Raw genomic sequence first — 19,677 nt, forward strand, 5'->3', positions numbered from 1 at the left:
GCGCCCGTTCCACTCCGCCCAGCGATAGCCGGGGAAGTCACCGACCTGATAGAGCCCGGCCGCGTCCCAGGCCTCGGCGATGATGTGCGAGCTGCCGAGGGTCGGGGACAGCTCGGTCGCCCACAGAATGGGGGCATGGTACTGGGGGTTGCCGTCCTCGCCGCGGGCCAAGGCGCTGGCGAGGTCGAAGCGAAAGCCATCCACGTGCATCTGTCGGACCCAATAGAGGAGGGCGTCGATGAGAAAACGGGTCACCATCGGGTGGTTGCAGTTGACGGTGTTTCCGCATCCAGTGTAGTCGCGATAGATGCGGCGATCCCTGAAATCGAGATGGTAGAACATCTCGTTACCGAATCCTCTGAAGCTGATGGTCGGGCCGTCGACGCCGCCCTCGGCCGTGTGGTTGAAGACCACGTCCAGAATCACGCCGATGCCGGCCCCATGGAGGGCCTTGACCAAGTCGCGAAACTCATCGCGTGCCCGCGCCGGGTCGAGCGCGAATCCCGGGTGGGGCGCGAAGAAGCTGTGAGTGCTGTAGCCCCAGTAGTTTTCCAGACCCCGGGCCGCGGTCTTCGGGGGTACGTCCTGCGCGTCGAACGCCATCACGGGCATCAGCTCGACGTGTGTGATCCCCAGACCCTGGAGGTAGGGGATCTTCTCCATGACCGCCCCGAAGGTCCCCGGCTGCGCGACGCCCGATGACGGATGACGGGTAAGGCCGGCGACGTGCATCTCGTAGATCACCGCGGCGTTCAGTGGAATGTGCAGGGGCGTGTCACCTTCCCAGTCATACACGTCACGTACGACCTGAGCGCGGATTGCCGTTGCGACGTTGTCGCCCGGCCGGCTGGCGATCGCCCGGTTCCACAACCGGTCGCTTACCGTGACAGCCCAGGGATCGAGCAGCGCCTTGTCGCCGTCGATGCGACATCCAATGGTGCGCGTATCGCAATTCCCGCCGACGCGCCAATTATAGTAGACGCCCTCCGGAAGACCCTCGACGAAGATGTGCCAGAAGAAGAAGGTCCGGTGAACCCGCGGGTCGAGTGCGATGACCGCGTCGGGCTCGGTGCTGGTGTCCCCTTCGAAGAGCAGCAACTCCACGTTCTCGGCATAGCGCGAGAACATGCAGAAATTCACCCCGTCGCGCTGGACGCGTGCACCCGCATTGTCCCAGTTCCCGGGTTGAACGGAGTATCTCTGCAGCACCATCGCAACTCTCCTTCTGAGGGTCGTCGGGACATCTCCACCGCAAGGGCACCGGTGCCTCGACGCCCGAAGTTTAGAAGACGACTCTGTGGTCTGCTGCCTTTCCCGGGAGCTGAACCCAGCCGTCTCGCGCGCGTCCAGGGGATTGGCAGCGTGCTGTGCGGGTCACCCGCATCCGCTCGCACCCGGCGCGCTCAGGCGGCAGGGGTGATCCGAGAACGGCTCGATTTGCCTCGGCGCCGGTCCGGTTTACGCGGTGGTCTCGGGCGCCGCCGCGCGAACGGGTCAGCCGCGGGTGGATATTGTGAGCGACCGCTCAGAAAGGCCATTGACCCGGTTTCAGAATAGACCGCAAACTACGTTTGATGCGGCGAGGATCGCTCGGGGTCACCGAGCGTCGTCTGCCTCCCGGCGCCGGGAGCGAGCCGCTGGTTTTTTCGCCGCCTCCTGGAGGGGGGAGAACGCCTCCGCCATCTTCAGACGCCGGAAGCGGTCGCGCCTGAATCGTGCGGAGATCGCCAATTCGCGCCCGGTCGCCGCGATTGCAGGCTCGCTGCTGCGCGTCCTGGAGCACGGCGGATAGCGAGGGACGGGCCGAACAGAGAGACGAGACTTGGCCGATTTCTGTCGACAGCTAAATGCCATCGGAGGGTTCTTCGCATGACCCCGAGCCGGAGCGGATCAAAACTCACGTACGACGGCGTCACGCGTCCCGTCAAGCGACTGATGGGGCGGGTTCTGCTCGGGCGGCCCCTGAACCGCCTCGTCACCTCGAATCACGTCTGGGTCGTCGCCTTCCATCGCGTGGACGATCTCGGATTTCCAGACCCGCTGACGTGCGGAATCAGTGAGTTTGCAGACTATTGTGATTTTTTCGCACGAACGTTTCGGGTTGTTCCACTGTCCCAGCAGCTGGATCAGCTCGGTCGGCACCAATGCGGCGGAACACTGTCGATTACGTTCGACGACGGCTATCTGGACAATTTCGAGAATGCGGCCCCAATCCTGGAGCGCTTCGGTCTGCCGGCGACGTTCTTTGTCGCGACCGGCTTCATCGGAACCGACCAGGTCGCCTGGTGGGACCGCTCCATGCCAGAGGCGCCACGCTGGATGAACTGGGATCAGATCCGGTCGCTCCATGCGCGGGGATTTGAGATTGGCTGCCATACGGTGACGCACGCCAACCTCGGCAGCGTGTCGCCCGAAACGGCCCTGCGAGAGATCACCGAAGCCAGGCATCGCCTGAACACCGAGCTCGGGACCGATGTCGATCTCTTTGCCTACCCATATGGTGGGACGGCCAATATGAGCGCCGAGAATCTTGCTGTCGTCAAGGGCAGCGGGTTGCGTTGCTCTCTTTCATGCCACGGCGGTGTCAATGCGATCAAGGCGAATCCTTTCAGCCTACGACGTATTCCGATCAACTCGTCCCGCGGCGAGACGGCGGACGATATTGCCTACCAGATGCTGCGCAATCTAGCCCCTATGAAAGACAAGATGCACGTTGATGTGCCCAGCGAGACGCGAATCGACTAGGCGCTCTTCTACAGCACCGCGAAGCAGTCTCAGCGCCGTTCGGGGCCGGGAATCATCTGCTGGATCACCCCCATGGGGTTCATCTGCTGGAGCTGCTCGCCGCCCCCCACGATGCCGGAGAGCCCGTCGATGGCGACCCGCATCTGCTGGATGTCCTGTGCCATGGCGGGTAGCGTGCGGACCTGCCTGGCCATATCCGAAACATCGGTGGCGAGGGAGGACATGTCCGTACCCATCCGATCCATGTTGGCGGACATGGATGCCATCTCAACCGCCATCACGCCGACGTTCCGCGAAATGTCGTGCATCAGCTTCACCATGTACAGAAAGCCGATCCCGGCCAAGATCGCAATGGCGATCAGCGCAAGTCGCGGTAACACGGGGCTGGCTGCTGCCGACATGGCGCGCTCCGCTCGGTCCAGATGAGTTGTCTAATCATGGCACGCGCGGGCGCTCGATTGAAGCTAGGAGCCTGGGAGACGACAATGTCGTGGGTCGCGCTGCCGCTCTCAAGCCTTGGACGTCACGATGATCACGGCGACCAATACGCCGCCGGCCAAGGCGACCAGGCTGAATTCCTTGTGCTCCTGCTCTGCGCGCGGCAAGAGGTGCGTGGCGCCGACATAGACCAGGGCGCCGCCGGACAGCGACAGCAGCGCGCCGAGCGTCGATCGATCGATCTGGCTGATGAGCGGGTAGGAGACCAACATGCCCAAAGGGGTGGACGCGGCCGCCGCGAGAAAGGCCAGGCGCACGGCCTTACCTTCGGAAAATCCTCCACGCACCAGCAACAGGTAAGTGATGATGCCCTCCGGAAACTCGTGCAGAACCATGCCCATGGTCGCCAGGTATCCGGTCAGGATGCTGACCGTGAAGGCGATCGAGTAGATGAACCCGTCGATGAAGGAATGGAAACCGATGCCGAGCATGGGCACGATGCCGATCACGTAATCGCGCCTGTCCGGATCCTTCTCGCAGACGAATGCGGTCAGAAAGCGGTTGAAGAGATGCAGTCCGAGAAATCCGACGAGCAGCCAGACGGGTGCATGCGGATTCATCACAAAGGACTTCGGGATGATGTGCAGAAAGGATGCGGAGATCAGCACCCCGGCCGCGAAGCACATGAAATAGGTCGTGTTGCGCTGGCCCCAGTCGGCGAATCGTCGGATGGTGTAGATGCCGAGGGACGTCACGAGAGCCGCCAGCATGCTGGTGCCCAGGGCCGTCCAGAAGGTATTTTCCACGTCGCCCATCCTCCCATCCACTCAGAACAGACTGACCGACCGACGCGGTTGTGAGCCGGCCTTGGGGTCACGCCGCACGCTGAGTCCGCCGGGGTCGATCAGGACACGTCGATCCCCGGAGTTGACCTGGCAGCAAAGGCTGGGTACGCCCAGGGATTCCTCGCCGATGATGGCTAAACCGCATCCGCCCTGGTCTGCTTCGTTTCGAGCAACCGCCTGGATCAGCATGGGCGGGTATCCGTCCGGGCAAGCGCGTTCGAGACACCATTAGACGTCAGTCGATGCTCGTTCGTGCGCGCTCAACCGCGCTCTGACGCGATGGCCTCGAGGCGTTGCACGATGGGCTCGACATGTGTCGAGGCCAGATGCGCATCCATTGCCCGACCGGATAGGGACAGCGGCACCAGCTGCGGAATGTAGGGGACCGAGCCGATCACGTTGTCGCTCAACTCGCCCAGCAGGCGCTTCATCTGGGCAGCCATCTCGTCGGATTCCGTCTTGTTCAGGATGAACCAGACGTTCTGCGCCGCCATCTCCCTCGCAAACCCTTGGATCCTCCGGGCGATGCAAACCGACTCCCGCGTGCAGTCGAGAACGCCGAGGATGATGTCCATGCGATCGGGTATCCGCCGGCCGAAGTGCTCGACCCCGGCCTTCTCATCGATCAGACTCACAACATCGTCCTCGAGCATGAAGTCTCTAACCACCTTTTCGATCGGCCCGTCGCATCCCTGGCCGTAGGTCTCGATCTTACCCGCCTGCAGCAGCCGCAGATTGCCACTCGCGAGTGAGTACTCGGGTCCGATCTCCTCCGACAGGTTGATCGGCCTTGCCGGCACGGGGTCGAGGTCGTCAATCCGCGTAAGCGGTGAGGGATCGTCCACCGGGCAGGTCACCCTGTCGATGCCCCCGAAGAATTCGATCAGCGGCTTGGGCTCGCCCCGAACGCCCACGCCGAACAGCAGGCGAACCAGTCCCTCCGGGTTCGAGGCGTCCCCGTCGAGCACCATGACCTGATAGCCTTTCTGCTGCAGGATCGCCGCGATCAGCGCGACCAGGGTGCTCTTGCCGCTGCCGCCCTTTCCACAGACGAGGATGCGTTTGCGCTGGAGTGCCCTCCTGGGTCGATCGACGCGCTTCTCCTGCTCTGGGGCCATTGCTCATTGCCTGTTCGAAGTTGTCCAAAACCCGCTCTGCAAATGCTGCCCGGCCGGCGTCTCGCTAGTCTTGCCGCTGGACGAGGCGGATCTCTCGGCCGACACCGCCATCGATGCAGTGTGCACCGAAGGCACGCCTAAACGCGGCCCTGGCCGCATCGCCCGTGCAGTGGGTCGGGACCACATAGGCAACGCCAAGGTCTTGCAGAGAGCGGATCGAGTTCGCGATCCCGGCGGCGTCCGCATGCATGAGATGAAAGCCGCCGATCGCCCAATCGATCTTGTTCCCGAGGAGGGTCGCCGCACACGCGACGATCCGCTCCATCCCCGGATGTGCGCACCCGCTGACCGCGGCAGTCACGCCACCGGCCTCGATCACCAAGGCCTGCTCAGGGGGCTGGCTCGCGAACATGCCGGTGGAGTAGATGCCTGGAGCGACCGGACGAGGCTCGGCTCCGACGAGGACCAACTCGCCGCAGAGGGGCCGGAGATCATGTATCAAGTGCTTGGAGAAGCCCTCGTGCAGCACGACGCTGGCCCGCGGATTCACCTCCAGGACGGAGTCCAGTCCGCCCATGTGGTCCCAGTGTGGATGCGAGAGAAAGAGCAGGTCGACTGAATCAGCCGCAATTCCGAGCGCAGCCATGTTCGTCAGGAGCACCCGGCCGTTGCTGCCGGTGTCGAAGAGGATCGTCCGGTCCGCCACCTGGATCAGCGCCGCAAATCCCCATTGGCTCGTCAGTCCCTGGATCCCGGGTTCGTTGTCGAACAAGATCGTCATGTGAGGGGGGTCTGTCATCGGTGGCTTTCTCCCGGCTTGCGAGCCGAGACCAGGGTAGGTCGGCACTGGGCCATGGGGCATTGACGAAAGGAGTCTGGGGTGGGGGTCCTCTAGGAGCCTGTCGGACTTAGGATGAATCGCCTACGGAAGCGGGACAATGGTCCATGTCGCCCCGCTTGTTCGTGACATCGCCCCCACTCTGCGCCTCACAACCGGAACGCAATGGCCTCGCTCCCCCACTCGGCTCGCGACGATCGCTCAAGTCAGACAGGCTCCTAGGAAGCGCCGAAGACGTTTCAACGTTAATCCCTTAGGACAAAGCGCTCGTCGAGGTCCTTCAGCTTCTCCATGATTCCGGTGTATTCCAGCTCGCTCATCGGAAGCATTGCTGCGCCGAAAAAGCCCTGGCGGCGCATCCCGATGGCCTTCTCCGAAACCGTGTTGCGCACGTTGTCCCAGAACGGGTGTGCGAAGGCGTCCACCGCCTCCGTGAGCTTGCCGTCGTGCATGGCGAACGCCGCGCAGCTGACGACGGGCGGACCGTCGAAATAGCTGATCCCGGAGTTCAGTGGCACGGGCATCAGCGGCATCTGATGCGAGCCGCGCATGCAGCCGGCAACATAGGGGCCGATCGCATAGGGTGCGAGCACCTCACCGGTGGCGGGGAAGGTCTTCTGCACCCGCACCAACATCACGGGGTCATCCTTGCCGGTGTATTTCCCCGCGATGTTGTGCAGCCGCGAGGTCGACACCGACACGGCCTGCTCGCCGCTCTCGCGCGACGACACCGACTCGACGACATAACGCTCGGTATCGCGCAGCAGGGTGGCGATCTCATACAGCTCTTCCGGGGCGTTGAGCTCGATCACGCGGTCCCCCTCGGTGTGCGCCACGTCCATGACGACGAAGCGAAAGCCCTTCGCCATGCTCGGCGAGAGCATCAGGCCCGGCGTGTTCATGGGATCAGCGAAGGCCAGATAGAGAGGCAGGTTATAGGCACCGGGGTCGGTCTTGTCAGCGGCGAAGAACAGGAACGGCTCGTTCGGCCTCTCATCGAACTCGAGCTCCGCCACGGCGGGGCCCATGCCGCGCACGTTACCGGAGAAGGCCTCCTTCAGCAGGTCTTGGCCCGCGCCGTAGAGACCTTCCGCCTTCGCCGTCTCGGTGCCGGCCATGAACGCCTCCCAGCAGAGCCTGTGGACCGCCTCATCGCCCGGTCCCCTTGCATGCGTGCTGAGGATCGCGATGTCATCGCCCGTATAGCTGATGTAGGTGTCGATGAGCAGCTGGCCGCCTTGGTCGCGCACATGGGAGCTCACTGTGTCCAGCACCTTGCGCGATGGCTGGATATGGCCGCCGATGGAGCCGATGTCGGCCTTGATCACGCTCAGCGTCAGTTTCATGGTGTCCTCCTGTTTTCAAAGACTCTCGTCTCAAGCATAGAAGACACCCCAGGCATTCACAGGCGCTCAAAGGTTCAGCGCAGATGATCGCGATCGGTCGAAGGGGCTATCCTTCACGACGAAGGTCTGCCCGCGCGGGCGGCACGGCCCCCTCAACGGAAGGCTCGGAGCGGGCGGCGGGGCGGCGACCTGCGCATAGCCCCGGCGCGCGGGCACACGGCTTTCTGGTAGGAACGTGCCCGGCTGACGGGTGGCCGCGGGGGGTATCAGATTGATGCGTGCGCCGAACAGACTGCAATGGGTGGTTCTGGTTGTTGGTGGCCTGTTGGCGATGACCGCAGGTGCTGCCGGCACCGGCTCGGCCGCTCCCGATGAGGCCTGGAACGGACTGCGGATCACGATCGGGTTCAACAATGTGCCCTCTGCGCCAGGATTGGAAACCGCTTGGGGCTTTGCCGCGGTGATACAGGGGCTGGAGCGGACGCTGCTGTTCGATACCGGCGGCGACGGGGCGCTGCTCATGGCCAATCTAGACCGGCTGGGCATCGAGCCCGGTGCCATCGACGGGGTGTTCCTGTCCCACGCTCATGGCGATCACACCCGCGGCCTCGAGCCTTTTCTGAGCCGCAATCCGAACGTCGTCGTCTACATGCCCGCGTCCTTCCCGTCGGAGCTGAAGAGGATCGTCGACAGGGCCGGTGGACAGGTCGTGCCGGTCTCGGGCCCCACACGCCTTTTCGGGGGCGTCTACTCGAGCGGACCCTTGGGCTTTGCGCCCGAGGAGCAGGCCTTGGTGCTGGACACGCCCAACGGACTCGTCATCGTGACCGGATGCGCCCACCCCGGTATCGCGCACATTGTGCGCGCAGCGAAGCGACAATGCGGCGGGTCTGTCCGCCTGGTCGTGGGCGGCTTTCATCTCCTGCGGCAGCCCGAGGCGCGGATCCGGGCAACGATCGACGAGCTCAAGGCGTTGGGGGTCGCCCAAGTGGCGCCAAGCCACTGTACCGGGGATCGCGCGATCGCCCTGTTCAGAAAGGCCTGGGGCGTGGATTTCCTGGACGGAGGCTGCGGGGCGGTGATCGATCTGGCGCCCTGACGCGGCCGCCGGCTCAGCCTGGATGAAGCGAAGCGGAATTCAGGTCCCGCACTGACTCCACGTCCTGGCTCACCCTGCGGGGCAATGCTAGCCTTCACCGGGAGACTTTCGGAGGTGGGAACCCATGACCGCTGCGCGCCACGACATCGCCGACCCCGGCCTGGCCGAGCAGGGCCGCAACCGCATCGCCTGGGCGTTCGCCGAGATGCCGGTGTTGGCGGAGATCCGCGCCCGCTTCGAGCGGGACCGCCCACTTGCCGGCCTGCGCGTGAGCGCTTGCCTGCACATCACCACGGAGACGGCGAACCTGGCCCGGACCCTGAAAGCCGGTGGTGCCGAGGTTGTCCTCTGTGCAAGCAACCCGCTGTCCACCCAGGACGACGTCGCGGCATCGCTCGTCGAGCATCACGGCATCCCGGTCTTCGCACGGTGCGGCGAGGATACCGGCGTCTACTACGCGCACATCCGCGCGGCCCTTGAGCACCGTCCCCAGATCACCCTCGACGACGGTGCCGATCTGGTGAGCGAGCTCCACAAACACCGCACCGATCTGCTCGACCGGATGCTCGGCGGGACCGAGGAGACCACCACCGGGGTTATCCGCCTGCGCGCGATGGCCGCCGGCGGGGCTCTGCGCTACCCCATCGTCGCAGTCAACGATGCCCTGACCAAGCACTTGTTCGACAACCGCTACGGGACCGGACAAAGCGCGCTCGACGGCGTCATCCGGGCGACCAACGTCCTGCTCGCCGGGCGTGTGTTCACCGTCGCCGGTTACGGCTGGTGCGGACGGGGGCTCGCGATGCGGGCCAAGGGACACGGGGCACGCGTGGTTGTCACCGAGGTCGAGCCACTGCGCGCGCTGGAGGCCGCCATGGACGGTTTCGACGTCATGCCGCTGGAGCAGGCGGCCGCCCGCTCGGACTTCATCGTCACCGTCACCGGCGACAAGCATGTCCTCGACCGACGGCACTTCGCGGTCATGAAGGACGGCTGTGTCATCGCCAACGCCGGACACTTCAACGTGGAGATCAACCTCCCGGCCCTGGAAGCGATGGCCGTCGAGCGGACGCACCCGCGCAGGCACGTCGAGGAGTACCGACTGACGGACGGGCGCCGCATCCGGCTCCTGGCCGAAGGACGCCTGGTCAACCTCGCCGCGGCGGAGGGTCACCCGGCCGCGGTCATGGACATGAGCTTCGCCAATCAAGCCCTTTCAGTGGCCTGGCTGGCCCAGCAGGCGCGCGGGCTGGAGGTGGCAGTGCACCCCGTCCCACGTGCGATCGACCAGGAGGTCGCCCGTCTCAAGCTCGCCGCGCTTGGGCTGTCGATCGACCGGCTCACCCCTGAGCAGTCTGCCTATCTGACGTCCTGGGAGGAGGGCACCTGAGCCGCGACAGGCAGCTTCGATGGACCGAGCGAGTCGTTTATCTGAAAGCCGCGCTGGCAATCATTTTGGCAGCCTATCGGAACAGCAGGGTAACGGCGGCGATCGTTACGATATAGGCCAAGGGGTAGAAGATGATCACGTAGCGGTCGACCGTCGCTACGAAGGCCCGCCGACTCTTCATGTCCTGGCGGCGTAGGTAGACCGACAAGATGAGAACGACTGCGGTGACGAGGAAGGCGCTGATCAGCACCGTATCGAGGAACGTCAGATACCCCAACCGGGGCAGGTCGTTTGAAATGGCGAAGTTGAAGGCAATGAACAACAGGAGATTGGCGCCCGCTGCATCCACTCGCTTCGCGTAGTCCTTGAGAAAGAACAGAATCCAGGAGACGGCGATGATGACGCTGAGCGGGAGCAGAATTCGAAAGAAGTAGTACTCGACGTGTCGTTTCGCCCAGAACTCGAAATCGAACCGCGAGACCGGTCTTTGCAGTATTTCCCCCTGCGAGAAGCTCGTGGCGAAATCCGTGACGACCCATTCCTCTTCACCGAGCTTCTCGCCAACCTCGCTGTAGCCCTCGATCTCACGCAGCTGAAACATCCATTCGGGAGTCAGCAGATCGATGCGGATAAAGAATTTCTGCACATCGAAGGGGAAGTTCCGAAAATCGAAGTCGGGTGCCTGCAGCGTGGTGGAAAACCGCTCTAGATAGGTGGTTTCGCCATCGGGCTGAATCACGACCACCCGGTTCTGCACCCATCGGTTGCCCTGCTGATTAACAACCGCGTATTGTGGCCAGAGCTGCCCGCGGCGACTCATCTCCGCGCTGAACGCATCCCCAGTGTATAGCTTGAACCGGTCGCTGATGGTCTCTGGATCGAAAGCCAGCGCTGGGTCCGTCCAGTGCATCACGAGCGTGGCGACGACCCCATAATTCTCCGCCTTTTGATCCACCTCCGTGATCTGCTGCAGCTTGACGCCGATGCGAACCGAGATCGGCTCCCGCAGCAGCTCCCGGCCGGTCGGCTCCCCCTGGCCGCGCAGCACCTCGGGGGCGTTCAGGCCCATCAGCAGGCGGAAGTCCCCCGCCGTGGTTTTGCCGGCGGGATCCTGGCTGGAGATCCGGAGCCGGTAACCCTCGGCGTTCCGGGGCAGTCGGTACCGCAGCGCCACCCGGGATTCGGTCGCAGCGAAGTTCGCGTAGGCCACTGCCTTGTCGCTGGAGTCGTAAAGGGTCAGCACCGGTTTGAGATCGCCTGTCATCGCCTCCGCGTAGGCGTAAAAGGTCTGCCCCTTGGCCAGATCCGCCAGATGGTAGAACCGGACGGCCTGGCCCGGCCTTAACTCGCCGGTGACCGAAACGATCCCCCGTTCCAGCACCCCTGCGTCTTTTTCCGCGAAGACGAACGTGGGACCGCTGCTTTCCGGGCGACCGGAGAGGACATCCGGCTCATCGGTGCCGATCACGAGCCGATAGGTGCCGGCGGAGGGCCGAACCAGGGAGCTGCCAATGGCGAGGCGGTACTCTCCGTCCGCTGGGATCTCCACGCTGAATGCGGCGTGATAATGACCCTCGGCGTCGTCGTTTCCGGCAAGCGCGTAACGGTCAAGTATCCGCCGGGTCACTTCGACGGGATCATGTTTGCCCGACAAGGTTTTGACCAGCGTGTCCAGTGGCTCCCTGGCGAGCTCCTCAAGGTTGACTCCCGGCCTGAGTAAGGCGACTAAGGGATCCAGGTGACCGGAGGTCGTCTTGGCGTGGACGTACAGGATCTCCCCCTTCTTCAAACCAGCGATGCGGTACAGTTGCAGACCGCTTGCGGAGATGCGGCCCTCGAGGACCTGGACACGGATCGTGGCCGCTTCGCCCACTTCCGCGCCTGAACCATCCGCCGTCTGTGTCTGTCCCCCTCTGGGGAGGAGAGCGGCGAGCAGCAGAAGCACTAGGAGGCACAGACGGCAGCGGGTTGCGGTAACCCTGACCGGGCTCCCAGGCGGCCTACCCTGTATTGAGCTTCGCATCGAGGTCTCGCGAACGGGCGCGTCGCGCGTGTGTACAGGATATTACCTTAATGTGCCGCCTTTTCTCCGACGCAGAAGCCGCTGGAGACAGATGCCCCAAAGTGGAGTCGACTCCCCGCAGCCTGATCGGAACCGCCGTCTGGTTTCAGCGCCGGCCCGCCAGCCCGCCGCAGCGAGTGTCCGGCAGCTCATGGGCGTAAGCCGCCGCGCGGACACCCCCAGCGCGGTCTGTTGGACCGCGGCCCATCCGCATGAAATGGCATTGCCTCGAGATGCACGGCGACGGAGGTGCATCCTCCGCCGAAACACCGGGTCTGCAGTGATCTTTTCAGGATCTCAGGGCGTTAGCGTTAAAGACGAGAATAGTCCGCGCTGGAGCTTCGGGTTAGACTCTGTCGACCTGGACCCCGCGGAATCCGTAGCCTGCGCGGGGAGGGATGTGTACATGAACAGCGAAGCACGCGCTCCGAACCCCTTGCCGCCCCCGCCGAGAAGCTTCGCGCATGCGAGCTATGTGGCTGCGGCCCGGACAGTTCTGGAGGCGACCAGACGGAGCCCAGGGTTTGTCCTCCTCACTGGGGCTGCGGGTACCGGCAAGACCACGCTTGTTCAAGACCTCGCAGCGCAGCTTGAGCACGAGGGCTTCTGCGTGGGGCCCCTGGCGATATCCCGCGGAGAGGCTCCCGATCTGCTGCAGCTGGCCGGTTGCGCCTTTGGCCTCAATAGGGATTGGTTTTCCGGGGACCGGCTGCTGTCCGAGCGCGTGTCCGAGCTGGCGAATCGGATCGCATCCGCGTCCCCTCCGGATAAGCCCGCCATCCTGATCATCGACGATGCCCAGGATCTCGCCCCGCGCGCCCTTCCGGAGCTCTGCTACCTGGCTGGCCTTACCGGGGGCAAGGTTCACCCGGTGCTTGTTCTGTTGTCCGGCCGTGACCAAGTCTGGGAGCTCCTAGATCGGCCCGATCACGCGCAGATCCGGCAACGGATCCTCGCGGGCTGTCGGCTCTATCCACTATCCTTGGAGGAGACCCGTGCCTACGTTGCCAAGCGCCTGGAAAGAGCGGGTCGGCGCGAGGATGAGCCCGGGATCACTGCGGACGCCCTGCGCCTGCTTCACGCCCGAACCGGCGGCGTCCTGCGGGCTATCAGCCTGACCCTGAGCCACTTGCCGCCGCATGGCCGTCGGTCAAGGGAGCGGGTGTGGGATTCGCAGGACGTCGAAGCGTTGCTCGCGCAGGTGGCAAGGGATCATCCGGGGCTCCTTGCTGAGTCGCCGGCGCCGCCGCCCTCAGGCGAGAGGGTGCCCACTCCTAAGCTTTCGGCCGCGGACATTCGCGAGCCTCCGGCAGCGGGGGAGCCCCGGATTCGCCCGAAGCAGCGGCTGGGCTTGGGGACGCGCGGCTCAGCGGGCGACGAGCTCCGCCCGCGCGTCAGGGGGATGCTTCAGCGGTGGATTGTGTCGCGCCGAGCATGGGTGCTCGCCGGCCTGACTGCGACGACCTTCGTCGCCTACTTCGTGACCACCGACTTCATCGGCATTGACGATGATTCACCTCAAACCTCAATGATCGCTCAGCGGGATCGCGGCGAGGCGTCCCCAGTCGTCGCCGCCGGATGGATGGGGCATCCCGTCGCAGAGGGCGCCCAGCGTCCGCCCGCGCTGATGCCCGTCGCGGCGAGTCCCGCGGACTCGGCCTGGCCCGGAAACGGCGCTGCGGCCAGCGGGGCCCAGACCGCTCCGGTAACGGCCGACCCGACGATTGCCGGCGCGGAGGAGGCGGAGAGCGCGCACGATGACGCGCTGACAGAGAGCACTGCAGGCCATCAGGAGATCCCCGGAGAGACGGCGGGGCCGAACGCCTCGATTGGCGTTGAGATGGCTGGCCAGGACCGGCAGGATGCGCTGCCGGGCGAGGTCGAGGCGCTTCTGACAAAGGCCGAGCTCGCCTTGTCGAAGAATCGCCTCATGGTTCCAGACAGCGATAATGCCTACGGGTACTACCAGGGCGTGCTTGCGCTCGACCCGGCCAACGAACAGGCCCAAGCCGGGGTCCAGCGCATCGTGAAGCGGTATCGCGAGCTCGCCAAGCAGAGCCTGAACGCGGGCGACCGCCCCGGCGCCAGACGTCTCGCCTCACGTGGTCTGACGCTGGCGCCCCAAGACCGGGACCTGCTGGCCATCCAGCGTCGAGCATCCAGAGCGCGCGCGCCAACGGCGAAGCGGGCGGCTTCCGAGCCACCAGCAGCCGAGCGGGAGAGTCCAAGCGTCCTGGACCGCGTTGAGGCCTGGCTGCGCTCCGGAGACAGTGACCAGTCGCACTTCCTCGACCTCTAGGAGCCTGTCGGACTTAGGATGAATCGGCTACGAAAGCGGTATCGGCTGGGCGCTGGATCCGGACGCCGGTCCGAGTGCGCGGTCGCCCGGGGAAGGCGGAGGACGCCAAGGCGGTCTCGATCTGTCGTCATGTCCAATGCTCATCGAGGAACCTGAGCAACGCGCCCGCGTGCCGCTCGATCTTCTCCGCCGAGTCATGTCCCGCGCCGTCGATCTCCAGCAGCTCGACGGCACAGTCCTGGCCATTTGCGACGATGCGGCGCGCGTCGTCAACAGGGACGACGCGGTCGTCCTTGCCGTGGACGAGTAGGATCGGGCAGGCGATGCGGCGGACGGTGTTGAGCGGTGCAATGGTGTCGAAGCGATAGCCGATGAGCCACTCCACATAGCGGCTCACGAGTCTGACGAGGGGACGCGGCAGGTGAAGCGAGCGAAGGTAGCGCTCGTTGACCTCGGCGGGGTGGGCAAACCCCGCGATGCTGATGACCGCGGAGATGTCGGCATTTCGCGACGCCTCGAACATGGCGGCCCCGGCGCCCACTGAGTGCCCGAGAACCGCAATGCGACTGGCCCGTTGAGGGTGGTGTTGCTTGAGCCAGTCGATGGCCTTGCCGAGATCTTCGGCGAAGCGCGGCAGGGATGAGAAGGTGTCGGCATCGCTCCCCCCGTGATTGCGGGCGTCGCACAGCAGCACGTTGATGCCGCCGCGTTGGAGCGGCGCGGCGATGGGCAGCATGAGCTCGGCGTTCCCGCCCCAACCATGCATGGCGACGACTGTGCGGTTGGAGCTCGGCGCCGGCAGCAGCCAGGCGAACAGGTATCGGCCGCGCACTGTCGGGATCCGGACCTCTTCGAAGGCGAGCCCGTAATCGGACGGCGTCCCTTTCTCACGGATACGGGGCGCGCGGAATCCCAAGTGCACACCTGCCGGGATCAGCGCGGCGGCGAGTGTGAGGAACAGGCAAACGGTCGTGAGGCTTTGCATGATCGCATGATGCGGGAATTTGGTGCGGAGGCGACGTGATGCTCGGCGCCCTGCTCAATGCTTGAGCGGTGACACGACAGTCTCCACCTTACCCCAATGCGTCCCTCCCGGCCCCTTATCAGTGCGATCCTGTCGTTTTGCCTGATCGCGTTTCAGACACAGACGCTGGCCAGCGCGACTCTGCCATGCCAGCACGAGAGCGAGATGGCCGCAGGATGTCCAATGCACGCGGCCGCTTGGCAGGCGGATGCAGGTCAGGCCCGTACGGACGCGGATGGGGAGGTCAAGCGCGCCCCGCATTGCTTCAAATGTACGCTGGTACTCGGCCTGGGACCTCTGCACGTCTCTCCGTCGACGGAGTTGATCTGTTCTACTCGCTCGCTGGCGGATCACACCGCCACTGCGACCGATCATTACTATCGTTTTTTCCCCGAACGGCCGATCCGCCCACCCCAACACCGCCTTCTTTGACTTCTGGGGCTGACCACAATTGACTCGGTCAGCCGTCGGCGGGCAGCTCAGCTGCCTCTCCGAGTCGGGCTTCAGGAGATGGTGTCTGTGATGCAGGCGCCGGAGGTGGTGGACATGAATCTCGCTTCCCGAATGGTTCGACCCGGGCGGATGCGCCAGGTCGCGCTCCGCATCGCGGTTGGCTTGGCCGTCGTCGGCCTCGTGACCGCGTGCGGCGCCGCGGATCCGCCCGCTCAAGCGCCGAGCGAGGATCTCGCCGTTGCGCTGACTGACTCGCCCATGGAGCACGCGCTCAAGCACCTTGACCCCAAGTACGTCTGCCCGATGCATCCCCAGATCGTGCGGGACGACCCCGGGAGTTGCCCCATCTGCGGGATGGACCTGGTCGAGAAGCTGATGGATCCCATGACCGGCAAGCATCCGGAGGTGACCCTCAGACCCGTGGTCGTGCAGAACATGGGTGTGCGCACGGGAACGGTCGAGCGCGGGACGCTCTGGAAGTACATTCGCACGGTCGGGCGGGTCGAATTCGATGAGACCCGTCTGGCCCACATCCACCCCCGTGCCGATGGATGGATCGAGGCACTGCAGCTGAGGGCCGAGGGTGAGCGGGTGACCCGCGGGCAGCAGCTGGCGGAGATGTATGCCCCGGCGGTCCTTTCGGCGCAGATCGATTTTCTCCAGGCACTGGAGCCGCAGCCTCACGGCGTCGCTCAGGTCAAGGTCGACAAGGCGCGCAATCTGCTGCGCCTGTTGGACATCCCGGACGACGTGATTCGGGATATCGAGCGCCTGCGCGCGCCGCGCAACAGGGTGCCGGTCCGCGCCCCGACCGATGGGATCGTCACCCAGTTGGCGGCGCGTCAGGGGATGTATGTGACCCCGGAAACGGAGATGTTCACGATCGCCGATCTCAGTCGGGTCTGGGTCATCGTCGATGTCTTCGAGGCCCAGATCGACTGGCTCGCCCCGGGACTGAGCACCGAGATCCGGGTGCCGGCTCGCCCCGGGCGGGTCTGGAAAGGCCAGGTCGACTATCTGTATCCCGAGCTCGACCCGAAGACGCGGACGCTGCCCGTGCGGCTGGTGTTCGAGAATCCGGACCTGGCGCTCAAGCCCAACATGTTCGCCGAGGTGGTTATCTATGGCGGCCCCCGGCGCGACGTGCTCAAGATCCCGGCGGAGGCGCTGATTTCGACCGGTGAGCGTTCCCGGGTCGTGAAGGTGCTCGAAGCGGGTCGCTTCCAGCCGGTGGACGTGGTGACGGGTATGGAGCGGGAAGGTGAGGTGGAGATCCTCGCCGGACTCGAGGAGGGTGAGCGGGTCGTTCTCTCAGGTCAGTTCCTGATCGACTCCGAATCGAGTCTTCAGGCGAGCTTCATGCGGCTCTCGATGGGCGACCGAGGAGAAGGGGAAGCCTCAGCGGCCATGGGAGGGGCGCATGCGCATCCCTGATCGCCGCGTCCGTCCCTGTGGGTTGGAACGCCCGCGATGAAGGCGGTCATCCTCTGGTCGATCCGGAACCGTCTCCTGGTTCTGCTCTCGGCGGTGCTGCTCGGGGCGTGGGGGGTGGCAGCGCTGAAGCAGACCCCATTGGACGCCATCCCGGACCTCTCAGACGTGCAGGTGATCGTGCGCACCAGCTTTCCCGGCCAATCACCTCAGGTGGTCGAGGAGCAGGTCACCTATCCCATCACCACGACGATGCTTGCCGTCCCGGGTGCGCAGGTGGTGCGCGGATACAGCTTCTTTGGGGATAGCTTCGTCTATATCCTCTTCGACGACGACACGGATCTCTACTGGGCTCGCTCCCGGGTGCTGGAGTATCTGAATCAGGCGGCCGCCTCGTTGCCGGAGGGCGCGCAGCCGCGCCTCGGACCGGACGCCACCGGGGTGGGTTGGGTCTTCAGCTATGCTCTGGTTGATCGCACCGGAGGGCACGATCTGGCCCAGCTTCGGAGCCTGCAGGACTGGTTCCTCAAGCTCGAGCTCCAGACCGTGCCCGGTGTTGCGGAGGTGGCCACGGTCGGCGGCATGGTGCGCGAGTATCAGGTCGTGGTCGATCCGGAGAAGCTGCGGGCCTACGGAATGCCCCTGTCACGGGTCTCCGATGCGGTCCGCAACGCCAACCAGGAGGTCGGCGGCTCGGTCATCGAGCGGGCCGAGGCCGAGTACATGGTCCGCAGCCGCGGCTATATCAAGGGGATCGCGGACATCGAGACCATCCCGGTCGACGTGACCGAGGCGGGCACTCCGATCTTGCTGCGGGATCTGGCGCGGGTCCAGATCGGACCCGAGATGCGCCGTGTCGTCGCGGATCTGGACGGAGAGGGCGAGATCACCGGCGGGATCATCGTCATGCGCTATGGCGAGAATGCGCTGACCACGATCGCCGCGGTGAAGGCCAAGCTCGATGACCTCCGAGCGGGTCTGCCCGAAGGGGTGGAGATCATTGAGACCTACGACCGTTCCGAGCTGATCGTGGCCGCGGTGGACAACCTCATGGACAAGCTGATCCAAGAGCTTGTGGTGGTGGCCCTGGTGTGTCTGGTCTTTCTCTTTCACCTGCGCTCTGCCCTGGTGGTCATCGTCTCCTTGCCCCTCGGCGTGCTCGCGGCCTTCGTCGTCATGAACGCGCAGGGGATCAACGCCAACATCATGTCCCTGGGGGGGATCGCGATCGCCATCGGCACCATGGTGGACGCGGCGATCGTCATGATCGAGAACGCGCACAAGCACCTGGAGCGGGCGGGACCGAATCTGAGCCGCGAGCGGCATTGGGCGGTGATCGGCGAGGCCGCGACCGAGGTGGGGCCGGCGCTCTTCTTCTCGCTCCTGATCGTCACCGTGAGCTTCCTCCCGGTCTTTGCGCTCGAGGCGCAGGAGGGGCGTCTGTTTTCTCCCCTCGCCTATACCAAAACCTATGCCATGGCCGCCGCGTCCGGCCTGGCTGTGACCCTGGTCCCTGTCCTCATGGGCTATCTGATCCGCGGCCGTATCCCGCGCGAGGAGGCCAACCCGCTGAACCGATTGCTGATCCGGCTGTATCGCCCCGCGCTGAAAGGCGTTCTGCGCCGCCCCCGCGCCGCGGTCGCCCTGTCCGTCCTGATCCTCTTCAGTAGCCTGATCCCGTTGGCCGGCGTGGGTGGCCTCCTGGGCCCCTTGAAATGGCCTTTTCAAGCCGTCGGGCTACTCTTCGAAAAGGGACCCCACCAAGCGGCGGCGGCGCGGATCTCGGGATGGCAGGCCGATCTCGCGAGTGCGTGGCAGGAGGCCTTTCGCGGCGTCCCGGTGCTGCGCGACTGGTACCAGGGGTTAGGCTCGGAGTTCATGCCGGAGCTGGATGAGGGCGATCTCATGTACATGCCGACGACGCTGCCGGGGATCTCGATCGGCAAGGCCCGGGAGCTCTTGCAGCAAACCGATCGCCTGATCGCGAGCCTGCCCGAGGTGAAGCGGGTGTTCGGTAAGGTCGGGCGTGCCGATACCGCGACCGATCCGGCCCCGTTGACCATGATCGAGACCCTGATCCAGCTCAAACCTCGGGACGAGTGGCGCGACGGGATCACCCTGGAGGGGCTGATCGCAGAGCTGGATGCGTTGGTCGATCTGCCGGGGGTGGCCAATGCCTGGGTGATGCCCATCAAGACACGGATCGACATGCTTGCGACCGGTATCAAGACACCGCTGGGTGTCAAGATCGCCGGCCCTGATCCGAGTGAGATCGAACGGATCGGCGGTGAGGTCGAGCGGGCACTCATGCAGGTGGAAGGCACCGCGTCGGTATACTCGGAGCGGGTTGCGCAGGGACGCTACATCGAGATCCGTCCGGATCGGGTCGCGGCCGCCCGGGTGGGTCTCAACATCGGCGACATCAACCAGATCGTCGCGGCGGGGCTGGGGGGCGTCACGGTCACCCGGACGGTTGAGGGGCTGGAACGCTATCCGGTCAACGTCCGCTTCCCCCGCGAGCGGCGCGACGACCTGCAAAAGCTGCGCGAGCTGCCGATCGTCACGCCGACCGGTGCACATATCCCCTTG

At 64.8% G+C, this 19,677-nt stretch carries 15 protein-coding genes; 6 read left to right on the top strand and 9 right to left on the bottom strand.

Features of this window, described 5'->3' with window-relative positions; translation table 11 throughout:
• On the bottom strand, positions 1 to 1,212 hold a 1,212-nt coding region (locus LJE61_RS04705; protein ID WP_296917599.1), incomplete at its 3' end, for an alpha-amylase family glycosyl hydrolase.
• A gap of 657 nt (positions 1,213 to 1,869) precedes the next feature.
• Here LJE61_RS04705 and LJE61_RS04710 point away from each other — a divergent pair.
• A complete protein-coding gene (locus tag LJE61_RS04710; protein WP_296917602.1) occupies positions 1,870 to 2,745 on the top strand; it encodes a polysaccharide deacetylase family protein in 876 nt (291 codons plus the stop codon).
• A 29-nt stretch (positions 2,746 to 2,774) separates the two neighbouring features.
• On the opposite strand, the gene LJE61_RS04715 is transcribed toward LJE61_RS04710, so the two are convergent.
• The 6 genes from LJE61_RS04715 to fbp form a co-directional block, all read right to left on the bottom strand.
• The gene (locus LJE61_RS04715) at positions 2,775 to 3,146 is read right to left on the bottom strand and encodes a hypothetical protein (protein ID WP_296915267.1); all 372 of its coding nucleotides are present in this window, start codon (positions 3,144 to 3,146) and stop codon (positions 2,775 to 2,777) included.
• Positions 3,147 to 3,254: 108 nt separating this feature from the next.
• Positions 3,255 to 3,998: a ZIP family metal transporter gene (locus tag LJE61_RS04720; RefSeq protein ID WP_296915264.1), complete on the bottom strand. Its 744-nt coding sequence runs from the start codon at positions 3,996 to 3,998 to the stop codon at positions 3,255 to 3,257.
• 12 nt (positions 3,999 to 4,010) lie between these two features.
• Entirely contained in the window at positions 4,011 to 4,217 is a 207-nt protein-coding gene (locus LJE61_RS04725) for a hypothetical protein (RefSeq protein WP_296917603.1), read from the bottom strand.
• 71 nt (positions 4,218 to 4,288) lie between these two features.
• Positions 4,289 to 5,146 carry a nucleotide-binding protein gene (locus LJE61_RS04730; protein ID WP_296917605.1) on the bottom strand — a complete coding sequence of 286 codons (858 nt, stop codon included), beginning with the start codon at positions 5,144 to 5,146 and terminating at the stop codon, positions 4,289 to 4,291.
• Positions 5,147 to 5,210: 64 nt separating this feature from the next.
• On the bottom strand, positions 5,211 to 5,945 hold the full coding sequence (locus LJE61_RS04735) for an MBL fold metallo-hydrolase (RefSeq protein WP_296917607.1): 735 nt from the start codon (positions 5,943 to 5,945) through the stop codon (positions 5,211 to 5,213).
• Positions 5,946 to 6,229: 284 nt separating this feature from the next.
• Positions 6,230 to 7,330 carry a fructose-1,6-bisphosphate aldolase/phosphatase gene (gene fbp / locus LJE61_RS04740; protein WP_296917609.1) on the bottom strand — a complete coding sequence of 367 codons (1,101 nt, stop codon included), beginning with the start codon at positions 7,328 to 7,330 and terminating at the stop codon, positions 6,230 to 6,232.
• Between the two features lie 274 nt (positions 7,331 to 7,604).
• Here fbp and LJE61_RS04745 point away from each other — a divergent pair, with 274 nt between their 5' ends.
• Both LJE61_RS04745 and ahcY read left to right on the top strand, forming a co-directional pair.
• Entirely contained in the window at positions 7,605 to 8,429 is an 825-nt protein-coding gene (locus tag LJE61_RS04745; protein ID WP_296917611.1) for an MBL fold metallo-hydrolase, read from the top strand.
• Between the two features lie 124 nt (positions 8,430 to 8,553).
• A complete protein-coding gene (ahcY, locus tag LJE61_RS04750) occupies positions 8,554 to 9,819 on the top strand; it encodes an adenosylhomocysteinase (RefSeq protein WP_296914428.1) in 1,266 nt (421 codons plus the stop codon).
• A 73-nt stretch (positions 9,820 to 9,892) separates the two neighbouring features.
• Here ahcY and LJE61_RS04755 read toward each other — a convergent pair whose 3' ends face one another.
• Positions 9,893 to 11,692 (bottom strand): ligand-gated ion channel, encoded by a 1,800-nt coding sequence (locus LJE61_RS04755; protein ID WP_296917613.1) that lies wholly within the window; start codon positions 11,690 to 11,692, stop codon positions 9,893 to 9,895.
• Between the two features lie 595 nt (positions 11,693 to 12,287).
• Here LJE61_RS04755 and LJE61_RS04760 point away from each other — a divergent pair.
• Positions 12,288 to 14,180 carry an AAA family ATPase gene (locus LJE61_RS04760; protein ID WP_296917615.1) on the top strand — a complete coding sequence of 631 codons (1,893 nt, stop codon included), beginning with the start codon at positions 12,288 to 12,290 and terminating at the stop codon, positions 14,178 to 14,180.
• Between the two features lie 127 nt (positions 14,181 to 14,307).
• Here the strand turns inward: LJE61_RS04760 and LJE61_RS04765 are convergent, their stop codons facing one another.
• Complete coding sequence (locus tag LJE61_RS04765) at positions 14,308 to 15,165, bottom strand: alpha/beta hydrolase (RefSeq protein WP_296914420.1); 858 nt, start codon at positions 15,163 to 15,165, stop codon at positions 14,308 to 14,310.
• Between the two features lie 561 nt (positions 15,166 to 15,726).
• Between LJE61_RS04765 and LJE61_RS04770 the strand changes: the two genes are divergently transcribed.
• The gene (locus tag LJE61_RS04770) at positions 15,727 to 17,091 is read left to right on the top strand and encodes an efflux RND transporter periplasmic adaptor subunit (protein ID WP_296917619.1); all 1,365 of its coding nucleotides are present in this window, start codon (positions 15,727 to 15,729) and stop codon (positions 17,089 to 17,091) included.
• Between the two features lie 36 nt (positions 17,092 to 17,127).
• A partial coding sequence (locus LJE61_RS04775; RefSeq protein WP_296917617.1) for an efflux RND transporter permease subunit occupies positions 17,128 to 19,677 on the top strand: 2,550 nt, incomplete at its 3' end.

Origin of the sequence: Thiocapsa sp., assembly GCF_022340925.1 — a bacterium.
Lineage (GTDB): Bacteria > Pseudomonadota > Gammaproteobacteria > Chromatiales > Chromatiaceae > Thiocapsa.